Here is a 24,260-nt window from a genome sequence, read left to right on the forward strand (position 1 = left end):
GCTGCGCCGAGACCGAGTTCTGGAACAGGATCGCGGTGGCCTGGGCCATGGATTGGTAGATGGTGCCCATCGCCATGGCCGGCGCTTCAGCGACGACCTTGACGTTGGTCTGGGTGACGGCATCGGTGATTTGTTCGTTTACAAGTGGCATGGCTCAACTTCCTTTGTTAGGCACACGGAGCATTCCGTGTCATTGAGTGAACGTGGCAGCCCTGATGCTGTGAAGCGGGGCTTGAACGGCCTTGCGGTTATTTCAGGGGGCCCTTATTGCCCACTGCCGGCGGTCAGTTGCTTGAGGGTGTCTTCGACTTTCTGCGACAGCCCGGCCATCCGCGCCTCGACCGCGGCTTTCACCTCCTGCTGGACCAGGGCGCTGATCATTGCCTTGAGCTGCGGATCGTCCGCCGGGAAGCTGGCCGGGGACAGTGCCGGCGCCAGCGCCGCCGCGGCGGCTGCAGCGGCGGCGGTCGTCACCAGGCCGGCCCCGGGGGGCGATACCGACAGCGGCTCCTCGGACTCGGCGGCCGCCAGCAGTTGCCGCAGCACCAGCTCCCGCGCCTGGGGATCGGCCTTGCCCGCGGCGGCGGAACCGGCCAGTTGATCGATGATCTGTCGGGTGCGCAGCCCATCGGACTGCATCAGCTCCGTGGCCCGCTGCCGCGCCTGATCGACGCTCTGTTGCGCGGCCCTGGACATGTCCAGCGGCTTGTCCTGGGCAAATGCCTCCAGTACCTGGCGCTCGACCTGGGTCAACGGGCGTTTCAGATACTTCTCGGCAAAGCCGAATATCGTCGCCATCGGGGTCTGCTCTTCATTCGCCATTGCATGCTCCTTACTCAATGAATGACGTTGAAGGGCTGGGCACCGGGTCCGTCGAACTTCAACGCCAGGGGGAAAGCCTGTGTCGCGGTCATGCTCCTGGCCGTGCAGGCCCCGGGCACCTGGCGCGCCCGGGGCGCTTGCTCAGGAGGACGGTGTGCGATTGGCCAGGGTGCTGCTGTACTTGGCGATGCTCTGGTCGATCTTGTCGATGGCCACGCCGGCCGCGTCGGCCTCCATGGCCCCGGCAGCCGCCGCCACCGCTGCCGCCGCGCCCACCAGCAGATCGGTGACCAACGCGCCCAGGGCATCCTCGGCAGCCCCCTTGACGTTCTCTTTGACGATGTTCTCGGTCATCTGCTTGAGCAGCACTGCCTGGGCCGCCAGGGCCAGCTTGCTGACCCCGTCGAAATACCCCGCCGCCGACTGCGCCACCAGGCCGGCGGCCTGGCTGATCATCATGTCCGGCGCTGCTGCGATCTGCGCCGGGGCATAGCTGAAGGTCTGGGCATTGCTGAACTGCACCGCCTGGACAATCTGGCTGTTCAGGGCATCAGTGCTGTCGCTGCTGGGCGTGCCGGCCTGCTTGAGCAGGTGCGCGTTCATCGTCTGCATCATCGAGGGCTGCGCCGGGCCTGCAGGCGATGGAGCAGGTTCGGGCGCCGGCGCGCTGGCTGTCGAGGCGGCGTCACCGGCCATCGCCGAGGGTGCCTCAGGCTCGGCGGCTACTGCAGCGGCGCCAGGGTCGGCCGCCGCGCCGGCGCTTTCATCGGCCGCGGCTGCGGGTGGGGTTTTCTTCTTGAACCAGGCCATGACGATTCTCCCGGGCGATCAGCCCTACTCGCCGATCGCCATGATCAGCGCCACGGCCTTGGACACCACCGCATTGGAGATCTGGTTGAGCGCCTGCTGGCTGTTGACCGCGTTCTGCAGCGACAGGCCGGCCGAGTGGCTGGCCACCTGGTACAGCGAGGCGATGGCCTGGGCCGGAGCCTCGGCCACGACCTTGACGTTGGTCTGGGTGACGGCATCGGTGATCTGCGAGTTGACCATTGGATCGGGCATACATCTCTCCTTAGATGGAATGGCCCACCGCAGAAGGCGGCGGCACCGGCTACAGCATCGAAAACAGGCTCACTGAACAGGAACGCCCGAGCGAGCCGGCTGTGAAACCTCAGGCCGTATCAACGCAACTGCGCCCGCAACAGCTGCACATACTTGCGCGCCAAGGGCTGGTTCATGCCCAGCTCGGCGGCGATGTGGGGATAGGGCAGGTCGTCGACAAACTTTAGTTCAAACAGGCGGCGCTTCTTCGGCGGCAGTTGCGCCACCCGTCGACTGAGCAGGGCCAGGGTCTCCAGCAATTCCACCTGGTCGAGCACCGACATCTGCGGGGCCTCCAGCTGCTGCAGCGGGTCATCCTCGAGCCCGGCGAAATCCACAAACAGGCGCTGCTCCCGGGCCTGCCGGCGGCAGCTGTCGACAAACACATGATCGAGCACCAGGAACAGAAAGCCCTGGGGGTCGCGAATCCGCTCCGGCGAGCGACGAAAGAACAGCAGCGCCTTGATCGCCGTGGCCGCCAGCCACTCTTGGGCACCATCGGCGTTGCCCCGCGCCAACTGCCGGGCGCGGCGCTGCAAACCGGGCAATACCGCCCTCCAGCTGGCTTCGAACAGTTGGTCCGGCAGGCCCGCTTGCAGGCCGCCCGGCATGGAACAGTTCATCTCCTGCACCTCCCTGTGCCCCGTGATTGCACGGTTCTGGCTGCAGGTTGCGCGCAGGTACGAGGAAGCTTCAGCAGGAAAAACTGCCACTACGGCCCGGGTTTCCGGGGGTTGCGACGGACAAGCACCAGCCGATGAAAACCGGCGTGGACGCCCCGAGTCGACATAGGTATGATGTCGCCCGCACTGCACTCGTAGCTCAGCTGGATAGAGTACTGCCCTCCGAAGGCAGGGGTCGTGGGTTCGAATCCCGCCGAGTGCGCCATCTTCAGCGAAAAAGCCCCAGGTCTTACGGCCTGGGGCTTTTTTGTTGATCCGCGATGCAAAACGGCGCAATGCCCGAACGGCACCCCGCACACATGACGGCCCCGGGCTGTCCTGGCGAGGCGCAACTTGCTACATTCGCCGCCCCCGGACAGGAGGTCCCGATGCTGCGCCATCCCCTGCACAATCAACCCTTCGAGCCCCAGATACGCGACTGGGTCACCTGGTTCATGGGCTATGACATGCCCCCGGCCCTGGATGCCGAACTGAACCGCTACAACCCCAATGACCCGGACGACCGCGAATACCTGGTCCGCCACTACGGCCTGATGCGCCACGGTTCCCGGGAGAATTTCCGGCATCGACAGCGGCTGGTGGAGGTGCTGCAAGCGGCACTGGATGACCCGGACTACGACTTCGAACAGATCTGGGAGCCCATCGAGGACGACTACGAATACGATCAGTGGCCCAGCAACTGGCCAGGGGTGATCGACAACAGCCGGGACCTTTTCCAGCGCCTGCTGAACGCGGCACGGGAGCGCTGGCAGGAAGACCTGGTCCGCGCGCAATTGCCTTCGCTGGCAGAGTGCCGGGCAATCCCGCACCGTGAGCGTTTCGGCAAGGACTGGCTGTTCGGCATCGACAACCCTGAAGCCTGGCGGGCCGAGTTCGATTTGACCGCCACGCCCTATGACCTGGAGACCCAGGGCCCGCAGTTCCAGGGCGAGCAACTGAGCCTGCACCTGAGCGGTGAACTGCCGCGCTTGTCTGTGCCTGCCAGCTGGCCGGTGATCGAGGCGGCGACCCACTGCAGTTTCGTGCTCAAGGTCCAGGGCATCAGCGAACTGGCGGTCAGCGGCACGCGCTTCGACGGGCGCATGCGCACCCAGCTCACTCGCCTGGACCCCGGTTATCACCTGCGCCTGGAAATCGGCTTCGATTGCGTGATCGAATGCGTGGCGTTATCTGTGAGCATCGCCGACGTCAAGGGAACACCCGATGAAAAGCAACTTTGAAGTGGCTCTGGAGCGCGAGGAAGTGCTGCAGTTCTTTCGCGGCCAGGGCCAATACCTGACCCGGGACGGCGATTGGGACGAGCACCTGTACTGCATCAATTGGCCGGGGATCTTCGCCTACCTGCGGGACAACGCCGACGGCGCACAGCAACTGAGCGCCAGCTTCGAGCGCTACGCGTACAGCGTCGAGGAAAGCATTGAGGACTGTTTCGGCCTGCGGGAAAACCTGTTCTGCTACTACTCGACCCGAGCCCGCTGGGCGCCCGAGAGTGTCGACCTGCTGGGGCAATTGCCGGAGCCCTGCCGGCGGCGGATCGTGCAGCGCCTGAGCTGGTATCGCTGGCAAGTGGAAAACCACGCCCGGCTGCTGCCGGAACGGGCTCGGCGCATGACCGCGGACGGTGCCTGCGCCGAGTTCATCGAGTTGCCCGCCACCCCCTACGCCTGAGCGCTGGGGCTGCCAGGGTCACTCCTCCTCGACGGCGTCGGAGTGCGGGGCCGCCTGATCGTCTTCGTCGTCGGCCTGCTGATCGAGGTCCTCGCCCTCTTCAAGGCCAAAGTCCTTGCGGCTTTCCTTGATGGCCTGGCGCAGCTCCGCGCCCTTGATCGGGCAGTTCAACATTGCAGCAATACGGTCGATGCGGGGTGCCATGACCGGCCTCTCACTTTCTGGAAACTGGGCAGATAGTGCGCGTTTTCCGCTGCGACAGCCAACCCCCGCACCTTATTGACGACGCAAGGCTTGCAGGCGCGCGTCCAGATCCTCCTGTGGATAAGTTTCCTGCAGTTGGAGCAGCAGCTCGGCCGCCGCGCGGTTCTGGCCCTCGTCCCATAGACGCAGCACTGTCTGCAGTTGCTCATTCAATCGCTTGATCGCCCGGGGCGCGACCGGCGCCGACATGCGCTTGGCCAGCTTGCTCGACTCGGCCCTGGGCTTGGCCATCGCAGGTGGCGCTGCATCAGCGGACGCTTCCATCTCCGGCGCCGCGGCAAAACTGCCGACAGGGGCCGCCGGAGCGATGGGCGAAGGGGCAGCCGGCTCAGGGACGCTCAAGGCCCCGGCCAGCTCGGCGGAACGTGGCGCCGCCTGGCGTGCGATGGGCGCAGCTGGGGCTGGAGCGGGCGCAGGGACAAAGGCCTGCTCTTGTGGATAGTGCTCCGGGGAAGGCCGCAGCAAACCGATGACCAGGGCCACGCCAAACAGACTGGCAAAAGCCAGTTGATAACGCGGCCGCAGGCAGGCCTGCATCCAGCGTTGCCAGAAGCCGGGCTTGGGCGCCGGGGCTTCGCGGCGGGCAGTGGCCAGGATCAGGGCGTCGAGATGGGCCGGTGGCTCCTGGGTACTGTGTTGGCGGATATGCGCCAGCATCTGCTCTTCGGGGGTTGGGGTCTGTCGGGCGTCAGTCATGTGAGTACCTCCTCGGCCAGGAGCCGACGCAACTTTTTCAACGCATAGCGGAAACGGCTTTTCACCGTTTCCAGGGGAGCCTGGGTCAGGCTGGCGATTTCCGGCAGTTCCAGGTCGCCGTGGGCCCGCAGCAGGAACACCTCGCGCTGGTCTTCGGGCAGGTCCTGCAGGGCGGCTTCGATACGCTGCTGGTCGCGGCACAGGCTCAGTTGCTGTTCGGGGCCGGGGGCTTGGTCGGCTTCACCGTGCAGTTGTTCGTCATAGCTGTCGTGCAACGGGTTGCGCTGGCCGTGCTTGCGCCAGTGGTCGATCAAGCGGTTGCGGGCAATCTGGTACAACCAGGTCCGGAAGCTGGCCCGGCCCTGGGGCTGGCTGGTGCTGCGGATCAGGCTGAGCCAGGTTTCCTGGTAGACCTCATCCGCCAGCTCGGCCTTGCCACACAGGCTCAGCACAAAGCGATACAAGCCCTGGCGATGGCGCTGGTAAAGCACCTCGAAGGCCGCGGGGTCTCCGGCACGGTAACGCGCCAGCAGCGTTTCATCGCTGCTGGCGTCGCTGGTGGATTGGGCAGCAGACATAGGGCGGTTGAACTCCTGTTCACTGCGGGTCTGAGGTCTACTCAAGGCGGCTCTGCACTTGGCTCAAGTCCACGGGCTGCGCCGCCTGGGCTTTCGGCGCCTGAGTTTGCAGGCTTTGCGCCAGCTCCACCAGCTGTACGAACTCGCCTCGCAGGCCGTAAGGGTCGGCACCCTTGGCGCCCTGGGCCAGCTTGACCGTGTCGGCCAGGCTGAAGTTGCCGGTGTAGCGGCCGTCCTTGAGCTGCTGGGAGAACGCCGCCACGGCTGCGGCGAAGCGCAGGTCGGGGCTGGCCGCCGCCAGGCTGCCGGGCTGCTGGGCACTGATGGGCCGTTCGATCAGGCGGCTGCTGCCGCCTTCCGGCGCCTTGTAGCGCAGCCGCAGCATGGCCAGCTCGCCCTGCTTGCCACTCTGTTGCGGCGCCTTGGCCTGGGCATAACGCAGCGGCTCCAGCCAACCCTTCTCGCCAGCCGGGACAATTTCATACAACGCGGTAACCGTATGCCCTGCACCGATTTCCCCGGCGTCGACCTTGTCGTTGCTGAAGTCTTCTCGCTTGAGTGCACGGTTCTCATAACCCAGCAGGCGGTATTCACTGACCTGGGCCGGGTTGAACTCCACTTGCAGCTTCACGTCCTTGGCCACCACCGCCAGGGTCGAGCTGAGCTGGTCCACCAGCACCTTGCGCGCTTCGCGCAGATTGTCGATGTAGGCGTAGTTGCCGTCACCGGCATCGGCCAGTTGCTCCATCAGGTGCTCGTTGTAGTTGTCCACACCGAACCCCAGGGTGGTCAGGGAGACACCACTCTTGCGCTTCTCGGCGGCCATGGCCTTGAGGCTGTCGAAGTCGCTGACGCCGACGTTGAAGTCGCCGTCGGTGGCCAGCAGGATGCGGTTGATGCCCTTGTCGATAAAACCCTGCTGGGCCATCTGGTAGGCCAGCTGGATACCCGAGGCGCCCGCCGTGGAACCACCCGCGGTGAGCTGGTCGATGGCAGTGCGGATCTTCGCCTTGTCACGACCGGACGTGGGCTCCAGCACCACCCGTGATTCACCGGCGTAGACCACCAGCGACACCCGATCCTGGTCCCGCAGTTGATCCACCAGCAGCTTGAGGGTGCTTTTCACCAGGGGCAGGCCTTCACGGCGATCCATGGAGCCGGAGACATCCACCAGGAACACCAGGTTGGCCGGGGCCAGCTCCGCCACCGCGCGATCCGATGCCTTGATGCCGATGCGCAGCAGGCGGGTATGGGGATTCCACGGCGACGGCGCCAGCTCGGTGGTCACGCCAAAGGGCGAGCCGTCCGTGGGCAGGGCGTAATCGTAGGGGAAGTAGTTGACCAGTTCCTCCAGGCGCACCGCGCCCTCCGGCGGCAGGCTGCCCTGGTTGAGCAAGCGGCGGACGTTGGCATAGGCACCCGTATCGACGTCGGCGCTGAAGGTCGAGACCGGTGCTTCGGCGACGCTGTGGATCGGGTTGTCCGGCAGTTTCTGGTACTGCTCCCGGGGCTCGTCGCGGTAACCGGCCACCAGCGACTCCCGTGAGCTAATGGGCGCCGGCATCGGCGCTGACAACCTCATCGGATGCACAGCGCGCTTGGCCATGGTGGCATCGGCATGCTGCACCTCGTACTGCGCTTGAGGCGCAGCCTGCAATGCTCCCTGGGTTGACGAGCCGGCAGCGGATTCGGGCTTGGACGACACACCACAGCCGGCAACTGCCAGCAACAGGCCGGCGGCAAAACCCTGGGCGGCCGGACGAAGGAAATGCACGGGAAGGGACATGGGGCTGACCTCGGAAAGAAATGATCCATTCCCCCCTTCAGACGAAGCCCCTGGGCGATTCGGGTTAAGCCTTCGAAAAAAATTTCACTCAGCGGGAATAGCGGCGCACCACACTGCTGTTGCGCAGTACGTGACCGTTGATCTTTTCCAGCAGTTGGGCGCGGGTCAGCCCGGCGGGCAGGGCTTCCGGCGGCAGGTCCAGGGCGTAGATCTGGATGATGTAGTGGTGCGCGCTGTCACCCACCGGCGGGCACGGGCCCATATAGGAAGTACCGTTGCGGCTGTTGAGGCCGGCCAGCCCTTCCAGGTTCGGCTTGTTGCCGGCACCGGCGGGAATCTGCCGGGTGGTGGGCTTGATGCCGTAGTGCACCCAGTGATCCACGCCCTGGCCCTTGGCCCCGTCCGGGTCGTGCATGACGATGGCGTAGCTCAAGGTCCCGGTCGGGCCGGCGGTCCAGTTCAAGGCCGGGGAATTATTGTGCCCGCCACAGCCCTTGGCATCGCTGGCATTGCCCGTGGTGAACAGCCGGTCATCCGAAACCCCGGGAATGTTCAGGGTAAAACGCTCCTGGGCCTGCACGGGCAAGTGCAGGCACAGCAACGCGGCACCAACGGCCAGCCAAGTATTGCGGGAGGCAAAGCGAGACATACGAAAGCACCTTATTTGCGGATGAGATCAGGGTGAGCACAAGACTATAGCCTGCACGAAAGAGCGCACTCCTTCGCACCAGGCAAGGGAGCAGATTGAGCTTGAGGACGGGGGTAGTTGTAAATGAATATTTCAGACAGGAATCGCAATGGCAACCACCCTCCACGGCCGGCCGGAAAGAGCGGCGGGCCATCCGCCCGCCTCCTGAAATGATGCACAGGCCTCAGTCCCGGTGGGCCTGCATGTACTGGCGCAGCAATTGGTTGATCCGCGTCTGGTAACCCGCGCCCTGGCCCTTGAACCACTCCAGCACATCGGCATCCAGGCGAATGGTCACGGCCTTCTTGCCCGGCAGGTGCACCTCGGCGCGGCGAAAGAAATCGTCATCCAGCTCGGGAATATCAGAAGTATCGATGCCCTGGTCATCGGTTTTCGCCAGGCGATCCCAATCAGTTTTCGATCCGTTGGACATAATATTTAGCCTCCCGCTTAGTGGCTTTTCGCGCCGAGATAATGCGCATCGCTTGGCCTCGCCGCTCGGTATGGACCACCACGCCCACCAGGGTCCTGATCCAACCGAGGCTGATCCAGCGCTCCTCGCCGTAGTCCAGGCGCTCATCGCGCAAGGACAGCACCGGGCCACCGCATCGTTGAAATCGATGCCGTGCTTGAGCATGTTGGCGTGGTTCTTGGCCTCGTCCCATGCAACGTACATAAGCAATTCCGTATTTACAAATGTACATACAGGCTAGCCGACCGTTCGCCAAAAGCGCCCTGGCTAAACACCTGGAAATACAGTCGCAAGCGGGATGGATGTGTACGGAAAAAGCCCTACAACGCTCTCGGAAAAGACGCCACCGAACTTGCCTTGCACCCTCGCAAGCCCGCGGCTTATAGTCCGGCCGTCGCCCATATGGCGACCTGGTTTGGCGACCGGAGTAACGAGTACATCGATCCATTAAGCGAGGTGTACTAATGAACCGTTATATATCCCTAACCGGCCACGACTGCCTGATTCCTTCCCTGCTGATCGACACCCAGGCGCCCATCGATGTATTGCACGACGCCGCAGCCTTTCGCATCCGCGCCGCGACCCAACTGCTGGAGAACTTCGCCGCCGAGACCCTGCGCAGCGAACCGGTGCTACTGCAGGAACTGACCCTGGTGTGCAGCATCCTGCTGCGCGATGGCTGTGATCTGCTGGATGTGACATCACGGCGCCTGCAACCGCAGGCCAAACTCTAAACACCCCAGGGCGGCTTCCCGGCCGCCCATTCTTCATAAGGAAATGCCATGCATAAACCCGCAACAGAAATCCCCGAGCGCCAGATCCGCGCGCTCTACGACGCCGACACCATCCGCGTCTACCAGGCCTACTCCGACAGCATCGCCGACGCCGCCCTGGCCCACGGCACCTTCGTCTCCCCACCCTTCAAGATGGAGCGCATGACCTGGATAAAGCCGTCCTTCCTCTGGATGATGTACCGCGCCGGCTGGGGTTTTAAGGACGCCGGACAGACCCGCATCCAGGCCATCGACATCAGCCGCGAAGGCTTTGAATGGGCCCTGGCCAACGGCTGCTTGAGCCATGCCGACGAGTCCATGAGCAAGGAAGAATGGTTGAAGTTGAAAGACCAGTCGCCGGTGCGGATTCAGTGGGACCCGGAACGGGATCTGTACTTGCGGCCACAGGAACATCGGGCCATTCAGATTGGCCTGAGCAAGGAGGCTGTGCAGTTGTATGTGAACCAGTGGATCAAGCGCATTACCGATGTCACGCCGTTGGCGCACGAGATTCATCGACTCATTCAGGAAGGGGACTTGGAGGGGGCCAGCAGACTGCTTCCGCAGGAGCGGGAGTATTCAAGGGAGGTTGATGTATAGCCTGTACTTTCGGAAGTTGCAGCTAAGTTACTGAAAGAACTAACTTATTCACCTTAGAGGCTTAGCAAACAACAATCGCCACCTGATCAACCCCACTTAAAATCAGGTGTGATGGTACATAAAACCCCTGCATGACCAAGCATTTTCCTGACCCGAGAAACCTCAACAGCCTGCCCGGAGAACAGAAGAAATTGGCCTTTCTGCAGTGCTTTTCTGGACATCAAAAAATTGTAACCTGCCACCTCGGATACAACTCGCACATGTGCTTCGCTTTTATAATTACCGCTACAAAAAATTTTATATTCTCGCTCATCGATTTTAATGTCTGAAATATGTGTAGTAACCAAGGACCAGCCACAACCGGAACACCTTAATCCTTGGGTAGAACCCTCGTTAAACACATCGAGCTGTTCTTCACACGATGTACATATTAGAGGAGATACTTCTTTCATCATGGCTTACCAGATTAAAACACTTTGAAAACCGTGGATTACTAGAAAATCATCTACTGCTCAACGGTCACCAGTTCCTTCAAAGAAACACAAAAGTCATCTACCGCTAAAAAATCAATACCAGCCTCGAATCCAAAATATACATTCGAAGATTCTTCGCAACTACTTCCAAGGTTAAATAAAAAACCTATGGAAAAGTATCCATCTTCCATGCTTTCAGCCTCCCCGGCCATGAACCTTATTTGAAAGTCGCTTTCCAAAGGCATATAAACCAGTGACTCATTAACCTGATTAGTAAGCACTGACAATTTATGCCTATAGAAATAATCAACAAGCCTATTTATATCATCGAAATTCAAACTACAAAAGAAATCAGCCGGTAAACAGCCAGAATATTTATCATACCAAACACTGACAATATCGAAGTCAAAAAAACTATCCTTAGCCTTCATATTTTTGACAATAAACTCTAACACTCCCGCCTCTGTCTTAAGTTTAATGCTCATGCTACATCTCACTTAAAAATGCAAAATACATGCATACATATCTCTGTACCACGCGCGATTACACCATAATATATTTTCTTCTTCACTCTAAAAACTCATCACTTACGTGACTCTTACTTAATATATAGCCCACTATGATCCGAAGGCTGACAAACTAGAAAAAACAAACTTGATGCAGGTCACAGCAGAGCTTCTTTTTCAAACCTTCTTTCAATCTTGAAAAAATCAAAGACTCAGGAATTAGTGAAAAATCATCTGATTCATCATGCAGCCCATGAGCTATCCTTCACCTACAATGACTTTTCGCAACCCAACTAAAGCAGTTCTTATCAACTTAACTTCATAGTCCGCATTCAAAGTTATCTTTACGCCTGCCAGCATCGAGTTCAATTTCTCTTTCGGATAAACATCCGCTATTGAATACAACTCTTGGATCACCCTATCAATCAAGCCTACAACTACATCAGCATACTCTTGGCTTTTCAGAAATTTATCTAGCTGCAGATCAATACAACCAGGGCCGCCATACGAAATCGAATCGACCCAAGAATCAAACATATCATCCAAAGCTTCCGAGCTTACATATTTTCCGGACTCTATTACTAGAAAGCAGGCAATACTCAAGTCCAGATCATGAATCCGCGTAAACTGCCCAGAAAACTCTAAATTCGAATAAGCCAAATCAAACTCTCACTCATTGTAAGTATGAAACAGAGCCCTGCCATCTTGGGATTCTTTATTCCGCTCTAATAAACCCAAGCCACCCTACACCAACAACCAGGTAGCTAGTCAGAAAAATTTCAACATCAGCCTCTTCGGAAAACTAGAAATCTCCGATACATAAAGGAAGTTTTACAAACTCTTGTCGATGCAACTTAAATATTAGACGATGCATATTTTTTGCTTCCCCAACGTTTCTATGCAGAATCTCCTGCAGACTTGATCCATATTCAGCATATAACACAGCGCCTTCACATACCCTCACTTCCCTCACAAGCTTCCGCGCACCATACTTCAAAAGAACCGAATAGACTCCTTTACTTTTCGCTTCGAAACCAACAACTATTAGTTTCACAAACTACTGCTCAAAAATTAAATGTGAATTCCCTGTTCCTTGAGGCCCTTTCATTTCCATTTTTTGCTAGTCCCTTTACACAGCCCATAATTCATCACACATCCGCAGCTATTCAAACCATCGACTAAAATTCAGCATCCAATTTCATTACCTCCTTCCCAAAGCTGAACAACCACGAGCCTGTTGAGCTCAGCGCATACCCCCATACTTTCCGTTTCAACATAAGAGCAAGTCCTCTTACAAGAGCCAGACAATCTAACTTCTAAAAAACAAAACAACTTATTTTGACCTCCGCCTCATAACGCCAAGACTTTATAATGCCCTCTTTTGAGATAAGTATTGATCAGATCTCTAACAAATCACCAACAACCCCAGCTTTAATATCGCCGCCGTTTGCACACATCAACATTTTCAACAAACCAAGCAAGTCCCACTCGGTTTTTACAACACATTCCACATTTGAATCGTAATGATAAACTGCATCATCGCCCATTAAAGTCTGAATAAAATAGTACTGAGTCTCAGAAACCCAGGCTAAGACAAATGGCTTATTCAGAAATTCATAATGCCCGGCTTCTTGCATCTGACTCAAGAAACCAACCTGAAAAAGCAAATGAGTACGTACTCGCCAAGACGGGCGATACAATTGGATAAATGAGTCCCCAATCAACCCTCCATCACTTCGCCCCATTTCAAGTAAAAATGACTGTAGTTGACCACTGATACGGATATCGTAAAGTCTCTTGATTTTCTCCAGCTCATCTAGGCTATAGCCACAAAAACCAATATCCCCCTTAAGAAGATCTTCACTTATAACAGATCTAACAAATTCACCAATCATGGCTTAATTCCCGAAGCCCCTGAAAAGTCCTCAAATCAAAAGTATGGTTGTTTTCCAAAAATTTCACCTACCACAAAACTTCCACTGCACATACCGGGCTTGACTACGGAGGTTTTCTATACGTAATCGGCTAGGGATGGTCTGAAGTAGTCCGATATTTTTGGCCGACTTCCGCACCTACCGTTTTTGAAAGCAGGGAGTCGATCTAAAATGACCAAATCACCCGCTCACTTCTGTGTTTTTAGCCGCCGCGAGCACCTCGCGACCGCTACTACCTGCATCACAGGCACACCTCTCCCGTATTCGTCAGTAAGTGCCGGCGCGCCATCCACAGATTTGAAAGAGCGAATAGCGTGACCAACTGCGCGGTATTCAGCCCACGGAAGCGCACCTTGGTGTAGCCGAACTGGCGCTTGATCACACGAAACGGATGCTCGACCTTGGCGCGTGTCTGCGCCTTGGCTCTCCCGATCTTGCGCTTCATTCGGTACAACAAGCTGCGTTTTCCGTGCTTCTTGTAGGTGCTGCGAACTGGCGCAGGATGGTGGTCTCGTACAATGCCTCTTCCATCGCCGGATCGCTGTAGCCAAACCAGTTCTGCATCAGATGGACGCGCAGCATCGCCATCAACGGATAGGCCGGGCGGCCGGGCTCGATGAGGGCAATCAAACCTTTCCACGGCACCACCTGATCCATCTCGATCAGGAACAGCTCCTTGCGGGCTTGCTTACGCTTGCCGGCGTACTCGGCATCGGCGAAAGTCATCTGCTTCATCGGGATACTCGGGCAACGGGATCGGCGTATTTCACCAGATTCGGGAAGTCTTCTTCAGGATTTCCCTAACAGCCTGAGATCGGAACTGAACTCCATTCCTTCGTCTTAAAGCTTCCTTGTTTGCATTAACACCATCTATAAAAACAAGAAACCTATCTATGCTCATCAAGCAAATAACCATTTTCAATCTTCAGTGTCCGCGAATCATCTAAGCCTTCAAAATCAACATAAAAAACCCCGTCAAAATCAGCATTTAGATTAGCGATATTACTCAAAACAAATTTAAAAAAGTCATATGCTTGCGAATTTACTACAGCGCCATAAAACACATAGCTTCTCCAATTTATAGGCGCATTTGGGAATGACCACCCCTTCCAATACAAATCTGCAGCTTTTCTACCCAAGCCATATTTATCACACACCCCCCATGACTCAATCGCAGAATTCTTTACAGTCGATACCTCATCAAAATCGCACTCAACCCAGCCTCTTATCGAAATATAACTAGACATTATTCCCCCAGTCCGACTTTAACAATACCGCCTTTCCCTTCAATGTAATTCCTTACTTTAGAAGAAACACCATATTTAAACCAAAACTCAGCTCGCTTACCCTGCTCCACTGCAGTTTCAATAGTAAACTTAATTTGGTTTCGCGTCGCTTTATTAAGAAAATTATTTGGCTTTTCAATAGCCGAATATGTCCTTTTAACTTGAATCAACGCAACATCTGTAACAACATCAATCTCTCTACCATTAATAACTTGAGATTCCCCTCCAACTTTACGCCTAACCAAGTCCTCATAATGAACATCTAGAGCTTCACGATATTTTCCTTTTGAGTATAACTCCCTGACGTTATCAGACATTTTAATAGGAGGTTCTTCAAGGAAAGCACCTCCTTTTCCGGCAAGTAACTTAGCCTCCTGCCGTTTGACCAACGCTGCCTCAATCGCCTTGAGAGTGAGTTTACCACCCGGCATCCCAACCGTGAGAATCACTTCATCGATTATGCCTACTGGCGCTGTATTCTTCACCGCCAAAGACATTAATCGATCAGCGGCGTCTTTGGTACTCAGATACGAGCTGGAGATATCTAAAATCTCCTTAGCATGCTCCGTCGTTTGCTGCTTACCATATTGATTCCATTTCTCAGCAAGAGACAACTCGCCATAGTAACCTTTACCTAGAACATTAAATAAGCTCGAGTCCTTAAACTGTGCGCCGGTCGAAGAAAATGCATAGACAGGAGCACCGTGTGCAACAATTGGACGTCCATCCGCCCAAGTTAAAGGGATTTTTTGATCAGCTAGCTTCCTAACTTCTTCTTTTGCAATATCCAGATCTAATCTGAACCAGTCGGCTGTAGGGTCGTTCCCCCATTTCTTATCCAGAGCATCTAAACGTGCCTTTTCTACTTCATCTAGTTTTGCACCACTTGCCAAAATCAGAAGATCTTCCCACAACGCATCTGACTTTGGTTTACCAAGTGTTTTCTCCAAGTCCTCTGCTTTCTTCTTCAACAGAGGAATTTCTTGTTCACGATGTATCTGACGATTATAAACCTCAACTCCGGACGCATTTTCTCCTGCAACAACAGCGCCAGAAACCCCTCCAATAGCTCCCAGGCTTCCACCCAAGCTAGTTGCAATTAGCGCTGCAATAGCATCCTGGTTATATTCCTCAATACCACTGCTCTTCAACGCCTCAGCAATAGCCGGCATGAGCGCTGCAGATGTCCCTGCCCCTAACGCACCACTTCCAGCGTTCCCGCTAGACAAGCCTATCGTTGCACCAGCCAATGCATGCAACAGAACCCTCGCCGCACCACCCTCAGCCCAAGCCGCCTTGGTAGCACTGTCCGCCTTGGGATTTTTGTGCTGGGCATCTGCGTAATCACCGATTTTCTTGAACACGTCAGCCGATGACGTGTAAGCAACAACACCAACAGCAGTCGAACCTCCTGCCCCTCCCAACCCGGCGGCAACCAAGCCAGAGGCGATATCGGCCATGATTCGCTTGTCGCCACCCACATTCCAACTAGCCGCATCCTGAGCAGCGGCATTGGCTGCCGCTATCTGCTCTGGGTTCTGCGACTTCTCTGCTTCTCGCTTCGCCTTATTGGCCGCATCCGCTTTAGCCTTCGCGACAGTATTGATAACGCTGCTCGCCAGTTGCGCTGAACTCTGGATAAGGTCAATACGCTCCTGCATGGCCTTCTCGTCAGGGCGGTCCAGGCGCTGATTGGCGTTGGCCGTATCCCGATTCAAGCCCACCAGATCATTGGCACCAGCCGGATCACGAACGGTGATGGTTCCCTCACTGATCGCACTGCGGGTGCTACTGTGATCCGACTCCTTGAGCGCGATCGGCAGAGTGCCCCCGGTCTCCGAATGTGCCCACTTCCTTTGATCATCAGGGGTCACTGGACCGCGCGGATTGTCCCATTTGGTACTGGTATAGGAGGCGCTCAAGCTCGCGGCTTGGCTTTTGATTTCACTCTTGTTCTTGATATCACTAACAAGCAGGCGTCCCGTATCCAAACGGTTCTGCTCAGCATTGGCATTGCTGGCGATGACCGCCCCCTGCAACTGGGTGGTCTCACCTACATGAATGTCATATCCGCCTTTACCCGCATACAGCCCGGTCTGGTCCGTTACCGCCTTGTAATCGCTGTTCATCTTGCTGCCAGCAATATTTCCCGAGGCGGTGACCATGGATCCGTAGCAAAAAGGTGGGATACAGAGACTGACTCCCGCACCAGCGCTCTTTTGCTGGTTCTTCTGGCTGGCCTCATCTTGCCGGGAGGCGATATTCAAGTTGCCGCCAATATCAGCCTTGATCGTGTCTGCTCTGACTTGCGCCCCAGCCAAGGTAGTGTCTTGGCCACTGGTCAGAAGTAGTAAGCCAGTGTCAATAGTGCTATTGACCTGAGTGACTGAATGCCCAGTCCCCATGCCTTTCGCAATCTGTGCTCCAAGATCCAGAGTGAAACCATTTTGATCGCCAATATTAAAACTGGCGCCAACACTTGTTTTACTGTTGGTGTTCTGGTTGTCCCATTGCGCACGATCTTGAGCGCTTTGCAGCACGATATCGCTCTTGGCTATCAAGACCGTGTTTTCAGCCTTTAGGCTGCTACCAATGACGTGGATATCACCCTTGGCCCCTGCCCCATCGCCGCCAGCACTAATAACCAACCCCGCACCACTGGTCAGGGTTGATTGTTTGGCGGTTTCACTGTCGTATTCGCTGGAACTTTTACTGCGTGTATTGGCAAGTTCGGTACCGATCTTGATCAACGAGCCACTGCTGTTGGCAGGCTTGCCCTCAGACTCTTGCGCGGAACCTGAGTCCTGATTACCCACAGCGTTGTAAGCAGAAAGCAGTGCCTGAGCCCCCTTGACTGCCTTGAGCCGGCTATCGTCAGCCTCCTTGGCGGCACGAATATCGTTGCGAATACTCTTGGCGGTATCAATCACCACCCCACCGACCACTCGCCCAACAGCCAGGCTCCTCGAGCTGTCAGAGCTGGTTTGCCTGGCGGTTTCAGTACCTGCCGCAATGGTGACATCCGCCCCGCTCAGGGACATGTCCTTAGTACTGACCAGATCACTGGCGACAATCTTGAGCTCTCGCCCCGCAGTCAACGTTACGTTGCCTGCACTGGAACCAATGGTGCTACCCGTAAGGGTCGTTTCCTGCGCATTGCTATCGTGCTTCTGACTGCTGATGGAAAGATGCTGGTTACCAGTAATGTCATCCAAGCCAAGGTTATTGGCAGTCAACACCCCCGTCAGATCACGATTTTTTTGCTTATGTATTTCTGTGCGCGAAAAAGTGTTCGTTGCAGCATCAATCGTGAGATCTCGAACAGCCTGTACGCTCAAGTCTCCCGTACTGACCAACGAAGACCCGGTAACAGTCGCATCCCTGCCGGCAGTCACACTGACGGTGTCACCCGACACCATGCTGCCAATAGCCGTGGTACGAGTTTCGCTGACTTTATCTTCAACTTTGCTCGACTTCAGTCCGCCCCAACTGCTCTTGCTCTGCTTACGCTCATGCCGATCACTCTCGGAGTCGGTAACAGCAAGGATCTGGACATTCTTGCCCGCTACCAGTTGTGCGTTGCCTTTTTCAGCGATCACCGCACTACCTTGCAATTGCAGGTTTTCTCCAGCTACCAGGACACTGTTAGTACCGGCACTGACCAAGCTACCCACATTGGAAATGCTTTCGGTCTCATCAAGGCGGAACTTCTTACCCGAAGAAGACTTCTTGGTTTTGCTGTAGAAGCTGTAGTCCTGATCTTCGGCAGCTTTGAGGGCGAGGTTTTTACCAGCGACCAAATAAGCCTCATCACCCGCCGTTACACGACTAGCGATCAGGGCCAATTCCTGTCCCGCACTCAAGGTCACATCACCACCACCTTTTAGGCTAGTGCCCACCTGCTGAACATGATCCTCCTGGCTGGTGACCTTCTTGGTCTTGCTATACGCATGCTGCTCATTGGCCGCTGAAACCAGGCTCAGGTTTTCCGTGGCGGTCATCGCCACATCGCGCTTGGCTTCGATCTGGCTGGCGATGGCGGTGATGTCGCGCCCGGCGCTGATGGCCAGGTCGCGACCGGCCTGCAGGCTGGAGCCGTTCTGGGTCACGCTGAGGTCGTTGTAGCGCACGCCGCGGTCGTTGCTGACCACCTGTTCCACAGCGCTCAGGTTGACGTCGCGACCGACCTTGAGGCTGGTGTCGGCTCCGCTCTTGAGTACGCCGCCGTTGTTGTTGATGTCGCGCCCGGCACTGATCACCAGGCTGTTCGCCGCTTCTACCCGGGCGGCGTTGTCGACGAAGTCGCGCTGCTGGGCGTAGCTGCCGTTGCTGCTCTGGTGCGAGGTCAGGGTGCGCTCGTTGATGACGTCGCCCCGGGTTGCGGCGAGGCTCACGTCACGCCCGGCGACAATGCCGCCGGCCTTGTTCACCAGGTCGTTGCCGGCCAGCAGGTCAAGGCGATTACCGGCTTCCACCAGGCCGCTGTTGATCAGGTTCTGCCCGGCCAGGGCCGACAGGTTGTTGGTCGCGCGCAGGGTGCCGACGTTGTTCAGGTCCTGGCCGGCGATCAGGTTGACGTCGTTACCCGCGATCAGGGCGCCGTTCGGGGCCAGTCGGTTCTTGGCCTGGGCCAGGTAGAGCACGGGCACCAGCACTTGTTCGCCGTTCACTTCATGGCTTTCCAGCCAGACGATGTCGTGGGTCAGGGCCGCCACCTGCTCGGAGGTCAGGGCCACGCCCACCGACAGGTTGAGCTGTTGCCGGCTTTGAATGGCGTTGTCCATCAGGTACTTGAACAGCTGTTCGTCGCTGTTCTGGCCGTCGATAAAACGCTGGCCGGTACGGGCTTGTACCGCTTGTTGAATCAGCTTCTGCTCGTAGAAGCCATCCCCCAGGCGTTTGGCGCTGTCGTCCGGGTTGTAACCGAGGCTGGACAGCAGGTAGTCCGAGCTCATGAACTGCTTGAGGTCGGTGAGTACCGGGTTGGTTTCTATCAGGTACTTGTGCGGCCGGGTAAGGTTCGCGGCATCCGGCAGGCCGGCGATCTGCGCCGGAGCTTGTGCGGCGCTGCTGCTCTGACCACTGAGGCGGAACAGACCGTTCTGCCCAGCGGGCAGACTAAAGCCAGGCAGGGCCAGGGGGTTGACCTGTTGCTGGGTCAGGTCTGGGGGCAGTTGCGGGCTGAGGCTGATGCGAGTGGCGAAGGCGGTACCCGGTACTTGGGTATCGGTACGCGCACCGCTGCCAACATAGGTGTAACCCGGACGGACCACGCTGCTGTCGAAGCCATTGCCGGCCTTGATGCTCACCGCTCCCCCGGCCTGGATCACTGCGGCATAGCTTTGATCACCACCGGCGAGTTTTTTCGTCGTCCCCAGGCCGACCCACTCACGTTCGGTCATGCCGATAAAACCGGCCAGCGCGCCTTCCAGACCACCCAGGTCATCAGGCGTATAACCCGCACTCTGGAACCAGTATCGGTTGGTGACAGCGTTAGCGACGTTGTACCAGGCACTGGCATTTTTGGTCCGCGCCGACATGAACACCCGGGTGGTTTCGGTCTCGCCGGTTTCCACGCCGCTGTGGGTCAGGTTGTTGACCGTGGCCACCAGGTTGCCGGCAGCGCTGATACTGCTGCTCTGGTTCAGCAGGTCGCCGGCGTTGATATTCAGGTTGACGCCCGCGGCAATGCTCGACGCCGCACTCGCTTCGGTGACTTCGAATTTGTCGCGCTGAACGATCTCCCACACGTGATTGCGTTTGCCGCCACAGTCACCGGCGTTGTAGCCCTCGATGCAGGCGACTTCACCAATTCTGGCGGTGTAGATGCCGCCGTTGTTGGTGGCCAGCACATCGCGCATGTTCTCAAGGGTGCTGGCTGCAAGCGTCATGGAACCATCGCTTTGCAGGGTGCCGGAACGGTTGGCGATGCGGCTGGCCAGAGCCCCCTGACCATCGCGATCGATCGTCAGATGACCGAGGCTGTAAACGTTGCCGTAGCTGTTGGTCAGGGTGTCGACCCGCAGCCCCATGTCGTCGCCACTGAACACCAGCCCGTGATCGTTGAGCAGGCCGCCGGTGGTCAAGGTCAGGTTCTGGGCAGCCCCAAGGGTGCCCTGATTGTTGATGCCACTCGCGTTGAGCGTGAGCCCGGCCGCAGCGCTCAGGCGCCCTGCGTTGTTCAACTGGCCGAACACCGAGACTGTGGTGTTGCCGCCGCCAGCAATACTGGCACTGTCTGCCAGGTCCACTTGGGCAGCTTTTAGGTCCAGTTGCCCAAAGCTGCTGAGTCGGCCCTTGCTGCTGTAATGACCACTGAGGTCGATATTGACGCCTGCATCACTGCCGATCAGGCCGTCATTGATCCAGTTCACGCCGCTGCCTATCAGGCCATTGCCGGCTAGGAGCTGGCCCGTACGGGCCTGGGTCAGGTGGTTGACGTTGACTGTCAGTTTCCCGGCCTGGATCGAGCTGCTGTTGGTCCAGCGTTCGCCTTCCAGGATCAGCTGGCCGGCGGTTTTCAGGCGCCCGCCCACATCCTCGAGGTTGGCCATGGACAGGCCGAACAGGCCGTTGCCGCTGTGCAGCACGCTGCCGCCACGGTTGTTGAAGCTGCCAGCGTCGAAGGCCAGGTTTTGGTTGGCGGTTTCCAGAGAGCCATCGCGGTTGTCGAACAATCCGCCGAGCTCCAGCCGTGTATCGCCACCGTCTCCCAGGGCGCGCAATTGGCCGGTCTGATTGTCGAGGCTGGCGGCCTTGATCGTCAGGCTGCTGTCGCTTTCGATGATGCCCTTGTGGTTATTCAGAGCTCCGCTGAGGTCGAAATTAATCTGCTGGCCGGCGATTTGCCCGTTGTTGCCGCTGTTGTCGAAATGGCCGCCGCTAACTTTGACAAGGCCCTTGGCGTAGAGGCCACCGTTGCGGTTATCGAAATCGCCGGTGGTGATCAGCGCATCGCCGCTTTGCGCGGAAATCCGCCCGCCGTCGTTGTCTATGCCAGCCAGGGCCTTGAGGGTCAGGCGCTGGGCCTGGGTCACGCCGCCCTGGCGGTTGTTGCTCGGGTCGTAGCCGTTTTTCAGCGCGCCGCGAAGATCGGCGATCATCGAGCCTTGCACGCTAGAAAGCACGCCCCCACGGTTATCCAAGTGGCCGGCGCCGATGTTCAGGTTACCGTTCCTGGCCAGGATGCGACCACTCTGGTTGTCGATGTCGCCGGTGCTCAGGTTCAGAGCGCCTTGGCTCTGCAGGGTGCCCTTGCCATTGGTGAGGCTCCCGGCCTGAACGTGCAGGCCGCCGGTCTGGCTGTAGATCAAGCCATCACCGCTGTTCTGCAGTGCGCCGTCCAGGGTCAGGGTCAGTGGGTCGTTGGCCATCAAGGTCCCACGGTTACGATTGTCCAGGCTGGCAGCGAACAGGCTCAGCAGGCCCTGGCTGGCCATCTGGCCACCCCGATTGTCGATCTGCCCAGCGCGTTCGATGCGCAGCGGGCCGCCGCTGGCCAGCTTGCCGTGGGTATTGTTCAACGCGCCCAACAGATTAAGGGTGACGGCGGTTTTGCCGGTGAAAGTGCCGGTGCCATTGTCCAGGTCGTTGCCGGTAAAGGTCAGGTCACCCGCGGCGTCAAGGGTGCCGCCGTTGTTGCCCAGGGTCATGGCCAGCAGGGTCAGGGTGGCGGCGCTGTCGATGGAGCCGCCCTGGCTGTTGTCCAGCAGGTCGCGCAGCTTGAGGCTTTGCTCGCCGGCGCTGGAGATCACCCCCTGGTGGCTGTTGTCGAGGCTCGCGGCCTTGACGTCCAAGGCCTGCTGGCTGACCAGGCCACCGCCCTGGCTGTTGTTCAAGGCGTCGCTGAGGGTGACCTCGACACCGCCCTTGAGGCTGGAGACGGTGCCCTTGTTGCTGTTGTTCAAGCCCGTGCCGTTGAGGGTCAGGCCCTGCCAGCCCGACAGCAGCCCGCCCTGGTTGTCCAGCTCAGCGCTGCCGGTGATGGTCAGGGTCTGCTGCGCCAGTACCACGCCGGTGAAGTTGTCCATCCCGGCCACCACCAGGTTGCTGCTGCCCTGGCTGGACAGCTCGCCGCCGCTGTTGCCCAGGTGGCCCAGGTTGGCATCGAGTGACTGCTGGCTCTTGATCAGGCCGCCCTGGCCGTTACGCACTTGCTCGGCATCGAGTTGCAGGCGCTCGGCGCTCAGCAGCTTGCCCTGATGGCTATTATCCAGAGCCCCGGCACTGACCTTCACCTGGCGCTGCCCGCTCAGGGTGCCGCCCCGGTTGTCCAGGGTCTGGGCCGTGTTCAGGGTCAGGTCGCGGCTGGCGACAATGCTCTTGCCGCGGTTGTCGAGATCCCGGGCGTTGAGGCTGATATCGCCGTTGGCGTTGCGAGAGTTATCGGCATTGACCCCGGCTTCGATGATGCCCTGGTTGCTCAGTTGGCCACCGCTGTCCAGCTGGATGCTGTCGCGGGCGGCGAGGGTTTTCTGGCTGCTCAGGTCGCCCCGGGTCTGTACCTTGAGTTCGCTACCGGCGTAGACCGCGCCCTGGGCCTCCAGGCTGCCGGCCTTGATCGCCACCGCGCCCTTCTCGGCAGTGGCGTCCGCCATGCGCAACTGGCCATCGGCGTCCAGTTGGATATCACCGCCACTGGCGATCAACTTGCCGTCGAGCTTCACCCCCACCCCGGCCTCGGTGCCCACCAGTTTGATGGCCCCGGCGTACATGCCGCCCAGGGCTGATGAGTCGATGGCCAGTTGCGGTGCATCCGCCGGGTTGGCGGTGCGGGCCGTGGCGTTCAAGGTCTTGGCGTCGACGTCGTTGGCCCCGGCGATCACCGCCAGGTGCCGGGCCTGGATCTCGGCGTTGATCTTGGCGCTGCGGGTGATGATTTCGAACTGGTCGATATTGCTCGCGTTGAGGCCCGCGCCTTCGATGGCGACGCTGCCCTGGTCCACCTGGTAACGCTGGACCTGGCCGTTCTCGATCACCGGCTTGCCGGTGGTCAGGGTGGCTTTCGGGGTGTTGATAAAGCCGCAGCCGTTGCAGCTCACGCCATAGGGGTTGGCGACGATGACATGGGCCGACTGCCCGGCCACTTCGGTGTAGCCCTTGAGCTGGCTGGGGCTGCCGCCGTTGACCTCGTTGAGGATCACATTGGCCGCGCGGCCGCCCAGGTTGGGGTTGCCGAGGATGATCCCGCCCAGTTGGGTTTCCTGGGTGCGGCCGGTGGCGTTGTTGAGGATCACCCCCTGCTGGCCGACGTTGTAGTCGCTGAACTTGTTATGCGACAGGCCGCCGCCATTGGGCGTGGCAATGTTGACGATGGGCACGCCATTGCCGGCCTGCCCCAGTGTTGTACCGCTGCCGTTGACCACGATGCCGTCGGCCATCGCCACCACGGGCTGCCAGAACATCACGTTGGCCAGGATGAACGCCAGACCGCGTTTGGACAGCCCCCAGAACGTATCCCGCGCTTGCAGGGTGGCGGAAGGCTGGCGGGCCAGAAAGGCGAGTTGGCGAACGTCCATGTCAAAAGCCTCAATGAATCAGTGCAATCAGAGATAGAAATCCAGGCGGAAATGGATCGGGGTTTCCCGTTCACTCAAGGCTTCGGGACGTTCGAGGGAATGGGCAAAGCTCACGCCGGTGACAAGGTGGTTGCCCATCGGGCGAGTCCAGCGCAGATCGTTGCGCCAGCAGTAGCCGCTGTCGCCGTTCAGGCTCGGGTCTTTGTAGCCGCGGATGAAGGACTGGGCGCCGAGGTTGAAGGTGGTACCAGGCATCGGCGCGACAGCGGCGCTATGCAGCGCGCTGAACAGCAGCAGGCAGGACAAGGCACAGCACAACCTCATCCCGAGCGTGGAGAGAGACATATCCGATCCTTCGAAAGCGTGACGACAAGAGCTACGAAGGGCGTGACGCTAATAAGCTATTACTGCA

Annotated in this window: 21 protein-coding genes, 1 tRNA gene and 3 pseudogenes; 5 read left to right on the forward strand and 20 right to left on the reverse strand. The window is 58.2% G+C overall.

The window, feature by feature from the left end; translation table 11 throughout:
* From AC1RCO_RS23255 to AC1RCO_RS23275, 5 genes are all read right to left on the reverse strand, one after another.
* Positions 1-151: RebB family R body protein (locus AC1RCO_RS23255; RefSeq protein WP_492589556.1), on the reverse strand; the 151-nt coding region annotated here is incomplete at its 3' end.
* A gap of 113 nt (positions 152-264) precedes the next feature.
* Complete coding sequence (locus AC1RCO_RS23260) at positions 265-822, reverse strand: hypothetical protein (RefSeq protein ID WP_041115110.1); 558 nt, start codon at positions 820-822, stop codon at positions 265-267.
* A 141-nt stretch (positions 823-963) separates the two neighbouring features.
* Positions 964-1,632, reverse strand: coding sequence for a hypothetical protein (locus AC1RCO_RS23265; protein WP_065364756.1), 669 nt, complete (start codon positions 1,630-1,632; stop codon positions 964-966).
* A gap of 24 nt (positions 1,633-1,656) precedes the next feature.
* Complete coding sequence (locus tag AC1RCO_RS23270) at positions 1,657-1,884, reverse strand: RebB family R body protein (protein ID WP_011058560.1); 228 nt, start codon at positions 1,882-1,884, stop codon at positions 1,657-1,659.
* Positions 1,885-2,003: 119 nt separating this feature from the next.
* Positions 2,004-2,546, reverse strand: coding sequence for an RNA polymerase sigma factor (locus tag AC1RCO_RS23275; protein ID WP_072443737.1), 543 nt, complete (start codon positions 2,544-2,546; stop codon positions 2,004-2,006).
* A gap of 188 nt (positions 2,547-2,734) precedes the next feature.
* Here AC1RCO_RS23275 and AC1RCO_RS23280 point away from each other — a divergent pair.
* From AC1RCO_RS23280 to AC1RCO_RS23290, 3 genes are all read left to right on the forward strand, one after another.
* Positions 2,735-2,811: transfer RNA gene (locus AC1RCO_RS23280), tRNA-Arg, on the forward strand.
* 163 nt (positions 2,812-2,974) lie between these two features.
* Entirely contained in the window at positions 2,975-3,826 is an 852-nt protein-coding gene (locus AC1RCO_RS23285; RefSeq protein WP_342403999.1) for a hypothetical protein, read from the forward strand.
* Positions 3,810-4,274, forward strand: a complete 465-nt coding sequence (locus tag AC1RCO_RS23290; protein ID WP_011058557.1) for a hypothetical protein — start codon at positions 3,810-3,812, stop codon at positions 4,272-4,274. Before AC1RCO_RS23285 ends, AC1RCO_RS23290 begins: the two co-directional genes overlap by 17 nt.
* Positions 4,275-4,292: 18 nt before the next feature.
* Here the strand turns inward: AC1RCO_RS23290 and AC1RCO_RS23295 are convergent, their stop codons facing one another.
* The 7 genes and pseudogenes from AC1RCO_RS23295 to AC1RCO_RS23325 all read right to left on the reverse strand — a co-directional run bounded on the left by AC1RCO_RS23295 (position 4,293) and on the right by AC1RCO_RS23325 (position 8,962).
* A complete protein-coding gene (locus AC1RCO_RS23295; RefSeq protein ID WP_011058556.1) occupies positions 4,293-4,478 on the reverse strand; it encodes a hypothetical protein in 186 nt (61 codons plus the stop codon).
* A 72-nt stretch (positions 4,479-4,550) separates the two neighbouring features.
* Positions 4,551-5,234 carry a hypothetical protein gene (locus AC1RCO_RS23300; protein ID WP_492618084.1) on the reverse strand — a complete coding sequence of 228 codons (684 nt, stop codon included), beginning with the start codon at positions 5,232-5,234 and terminating at the stop codon, positions 4,551-4,553.
* Positions 5,231-5,812, reverse strand: a complete 582-nt coding sequence (locus AC1RCO_RS23305) for an RNA polymerase sigma factor (RefSeq protein ID WP_011058554.1) — start codon at positions 5,810-5,812, stop codon at positions 5,231-5,233. The genes AC1RCO_RS23300 and AC1RCO_RS23305 overlap by 4 nt, the downstream gene beginning before the upstream one ends.
* Positions 5,813-5,849: 37 nt before the next feature.
* Entirely contained in the window at positions 5,850-7,598 is a 1,749-nt protein-coding gene (locus tag AC1RCO_RS23310) for a vWA domain-containing protein (RefSeq protein WP_342404001.1), read from the reverse strand.
* Positions 7,599-7,686: 88 nt separating this feature from the next.
* Positions 7,687-8,247, reverse strand: a complete 561-nt coding sequence (locus AC1RCO_RS23315; protein WP_011058553.1) for a YbhB/YbcL family Raf kinase inhibitor-like protein — start codon at positions 8,245-8,247, stop codon at positions 7,687-7,689.
* A gap of 223 nt (positions 8,248-8,470) precedes the next feature.
* A complete protein-coding gene (locus AC1RCO_RS23320) occupies positions 8,471-8,719 on the reverse strand; it encodes a BrnA antitoxin family protein (RefSeq protein ID WP_011058552.1) in 249 nt (82 codons plus the stop codon).
* Positions 8,697-8,962 (reverse strand): annotated as a pseudogene (locus AC1RCO_RS23325) (BrnT family toxin). Before AC1RCO_RS23325 ends, AC1RCO_RS23320 begins: the two are co-directional and overlap by 23 nt.
* Positions 8,963-9,222: 260 nt before the next feature.
* Between AC1RCO_RS23325 and AC1RCO_RS23330 the strand changes: the two are divergent.
* Both AC1RCO_RS23330 and AC1RCO_RS23335 read left to right on the forward strand, forming a co-directional pair.
* Positions 9,223-9,492: a hypothetical protein gene (locus tag AC1RCO_RS23330; RefSeq protein ID WP_072452194.1), complete on the forward strand. Its 270-nt coding sequence runs from the start codon at positions 9,223-9,225 to the stop codon at positions 9,490-9,492.
* A 48-nt stretch (positions 9,493-9,540) separates the two neighbouring features.
* A complete protein-coding gene (locus tag AC1RCO_RS23335; protein WP_492618085.1) occupies positions 9,541-10,131 on the forward strand; it encodes a DUF4291 domain-containing protein in 591 nt (196 codons plus the stop codon).
* An 86-nt stretch (positions 10,132-10,217) separates the two neighbouring features.
* Here AC1RCO_RS23335 and AC1RCO_RS23340 read toward each other — a convergent pair whose 3' ends face one another.
* The 8 genes and pseudogenes from AC1RCO_RS23340 to AC1RCO_RS23375 form a co-directional block, all read right to left on the reverse strand.
* Positions 10,218-10,583 (reverse strand): hypothetical protein, encoded by a 366-nt coding sequence (locus tag AC1RCO_RS23340; protein ID WP_183000615.1) that lies wholly within the window; start codon positions 10,581-10,583, stop codon positions 10,218-10,220.
* Positions 10,584-10,636: 53 nt separating this feature from the next.
* Positions 10,637-11,089, reverse strand: a complete 453-nt coding sequence (locus tag AC1RCO_RS23345) for a hypothetical protein (protein WP_492618086.1) — start codon at positions 11,087-11,089, stop codon at positions 10,637-10,639.
* Between the two features lie 279 nt (positions 11,090-11,368).
* Positions 11,369-11,713, reverse strand: a complete 345-nt coding sequence (locus AC1RCO_RS23350; RefSeq protein WP_183000613.1) for a hypothetical protein — start codon at positions 11,711-11,713, stop codon at positions 11,369-11,371.
* Between the two features lie 794 nt (positions 11,714-12,507).
* On the reverse strand, positions 12,508-13,005 hold the full coding sequence (locus AC1RCO_RS23355; protein ID WP_492618087.1) for an SMI1/KNR4 family protein: 498 nt from the start codon (positions 13,003-13,005) through the stop codon (positions 12,508-12,510).
* A 280-nt stretch (positions 13,006-13,285) separates the two neighbouring features.
* Positions 13,286-13,779 (reverse strand): annotated as a pseudogene (locus tag AC1RCO_RS23360) (transposase).
* 152 nt (positions 13,780-13,931) lie between these two features.
* A complete protein-coding gene (locus AC1RCO_RS23365; protein WP_183000612.1) occupies positions 13,932-14,291 on the reverse strand; it encodes a hypothetical protein in 360 nt (119 codons plus the stop codon).
* Positions 14,291-23,848, reverse strand: a complete 9,558-nt coding sequence (locus AC1RCO_RS23370) for a two-partner secretion domain-containing protein (protein WP_492618088.1) — start codon at positions 23,846-23,848, stop codon at positions 14,291-14,293. The genes AC1RCO_RS23365 and AC1RCO_RS23370 overlap by 1 nt, the downstream gene beginning before the upstream one ends.
* Positions 23,849-23,875: 27 nt before the next feature.
* A pseudogene (locus AC1RCO_RS23375) lies at positions 23,876-24,085 on the reverse strand (ShlB/FhaC/HecB family hemolysin secretion/activation protein); the annotation flags it as partial.
* Positions 24,086-24,260: the final 175 nt, after the last annotated feature.

It is taken from the genome of Pseudomonas sp. GW823-FHT03E05 (assembly GCF_058796855.1).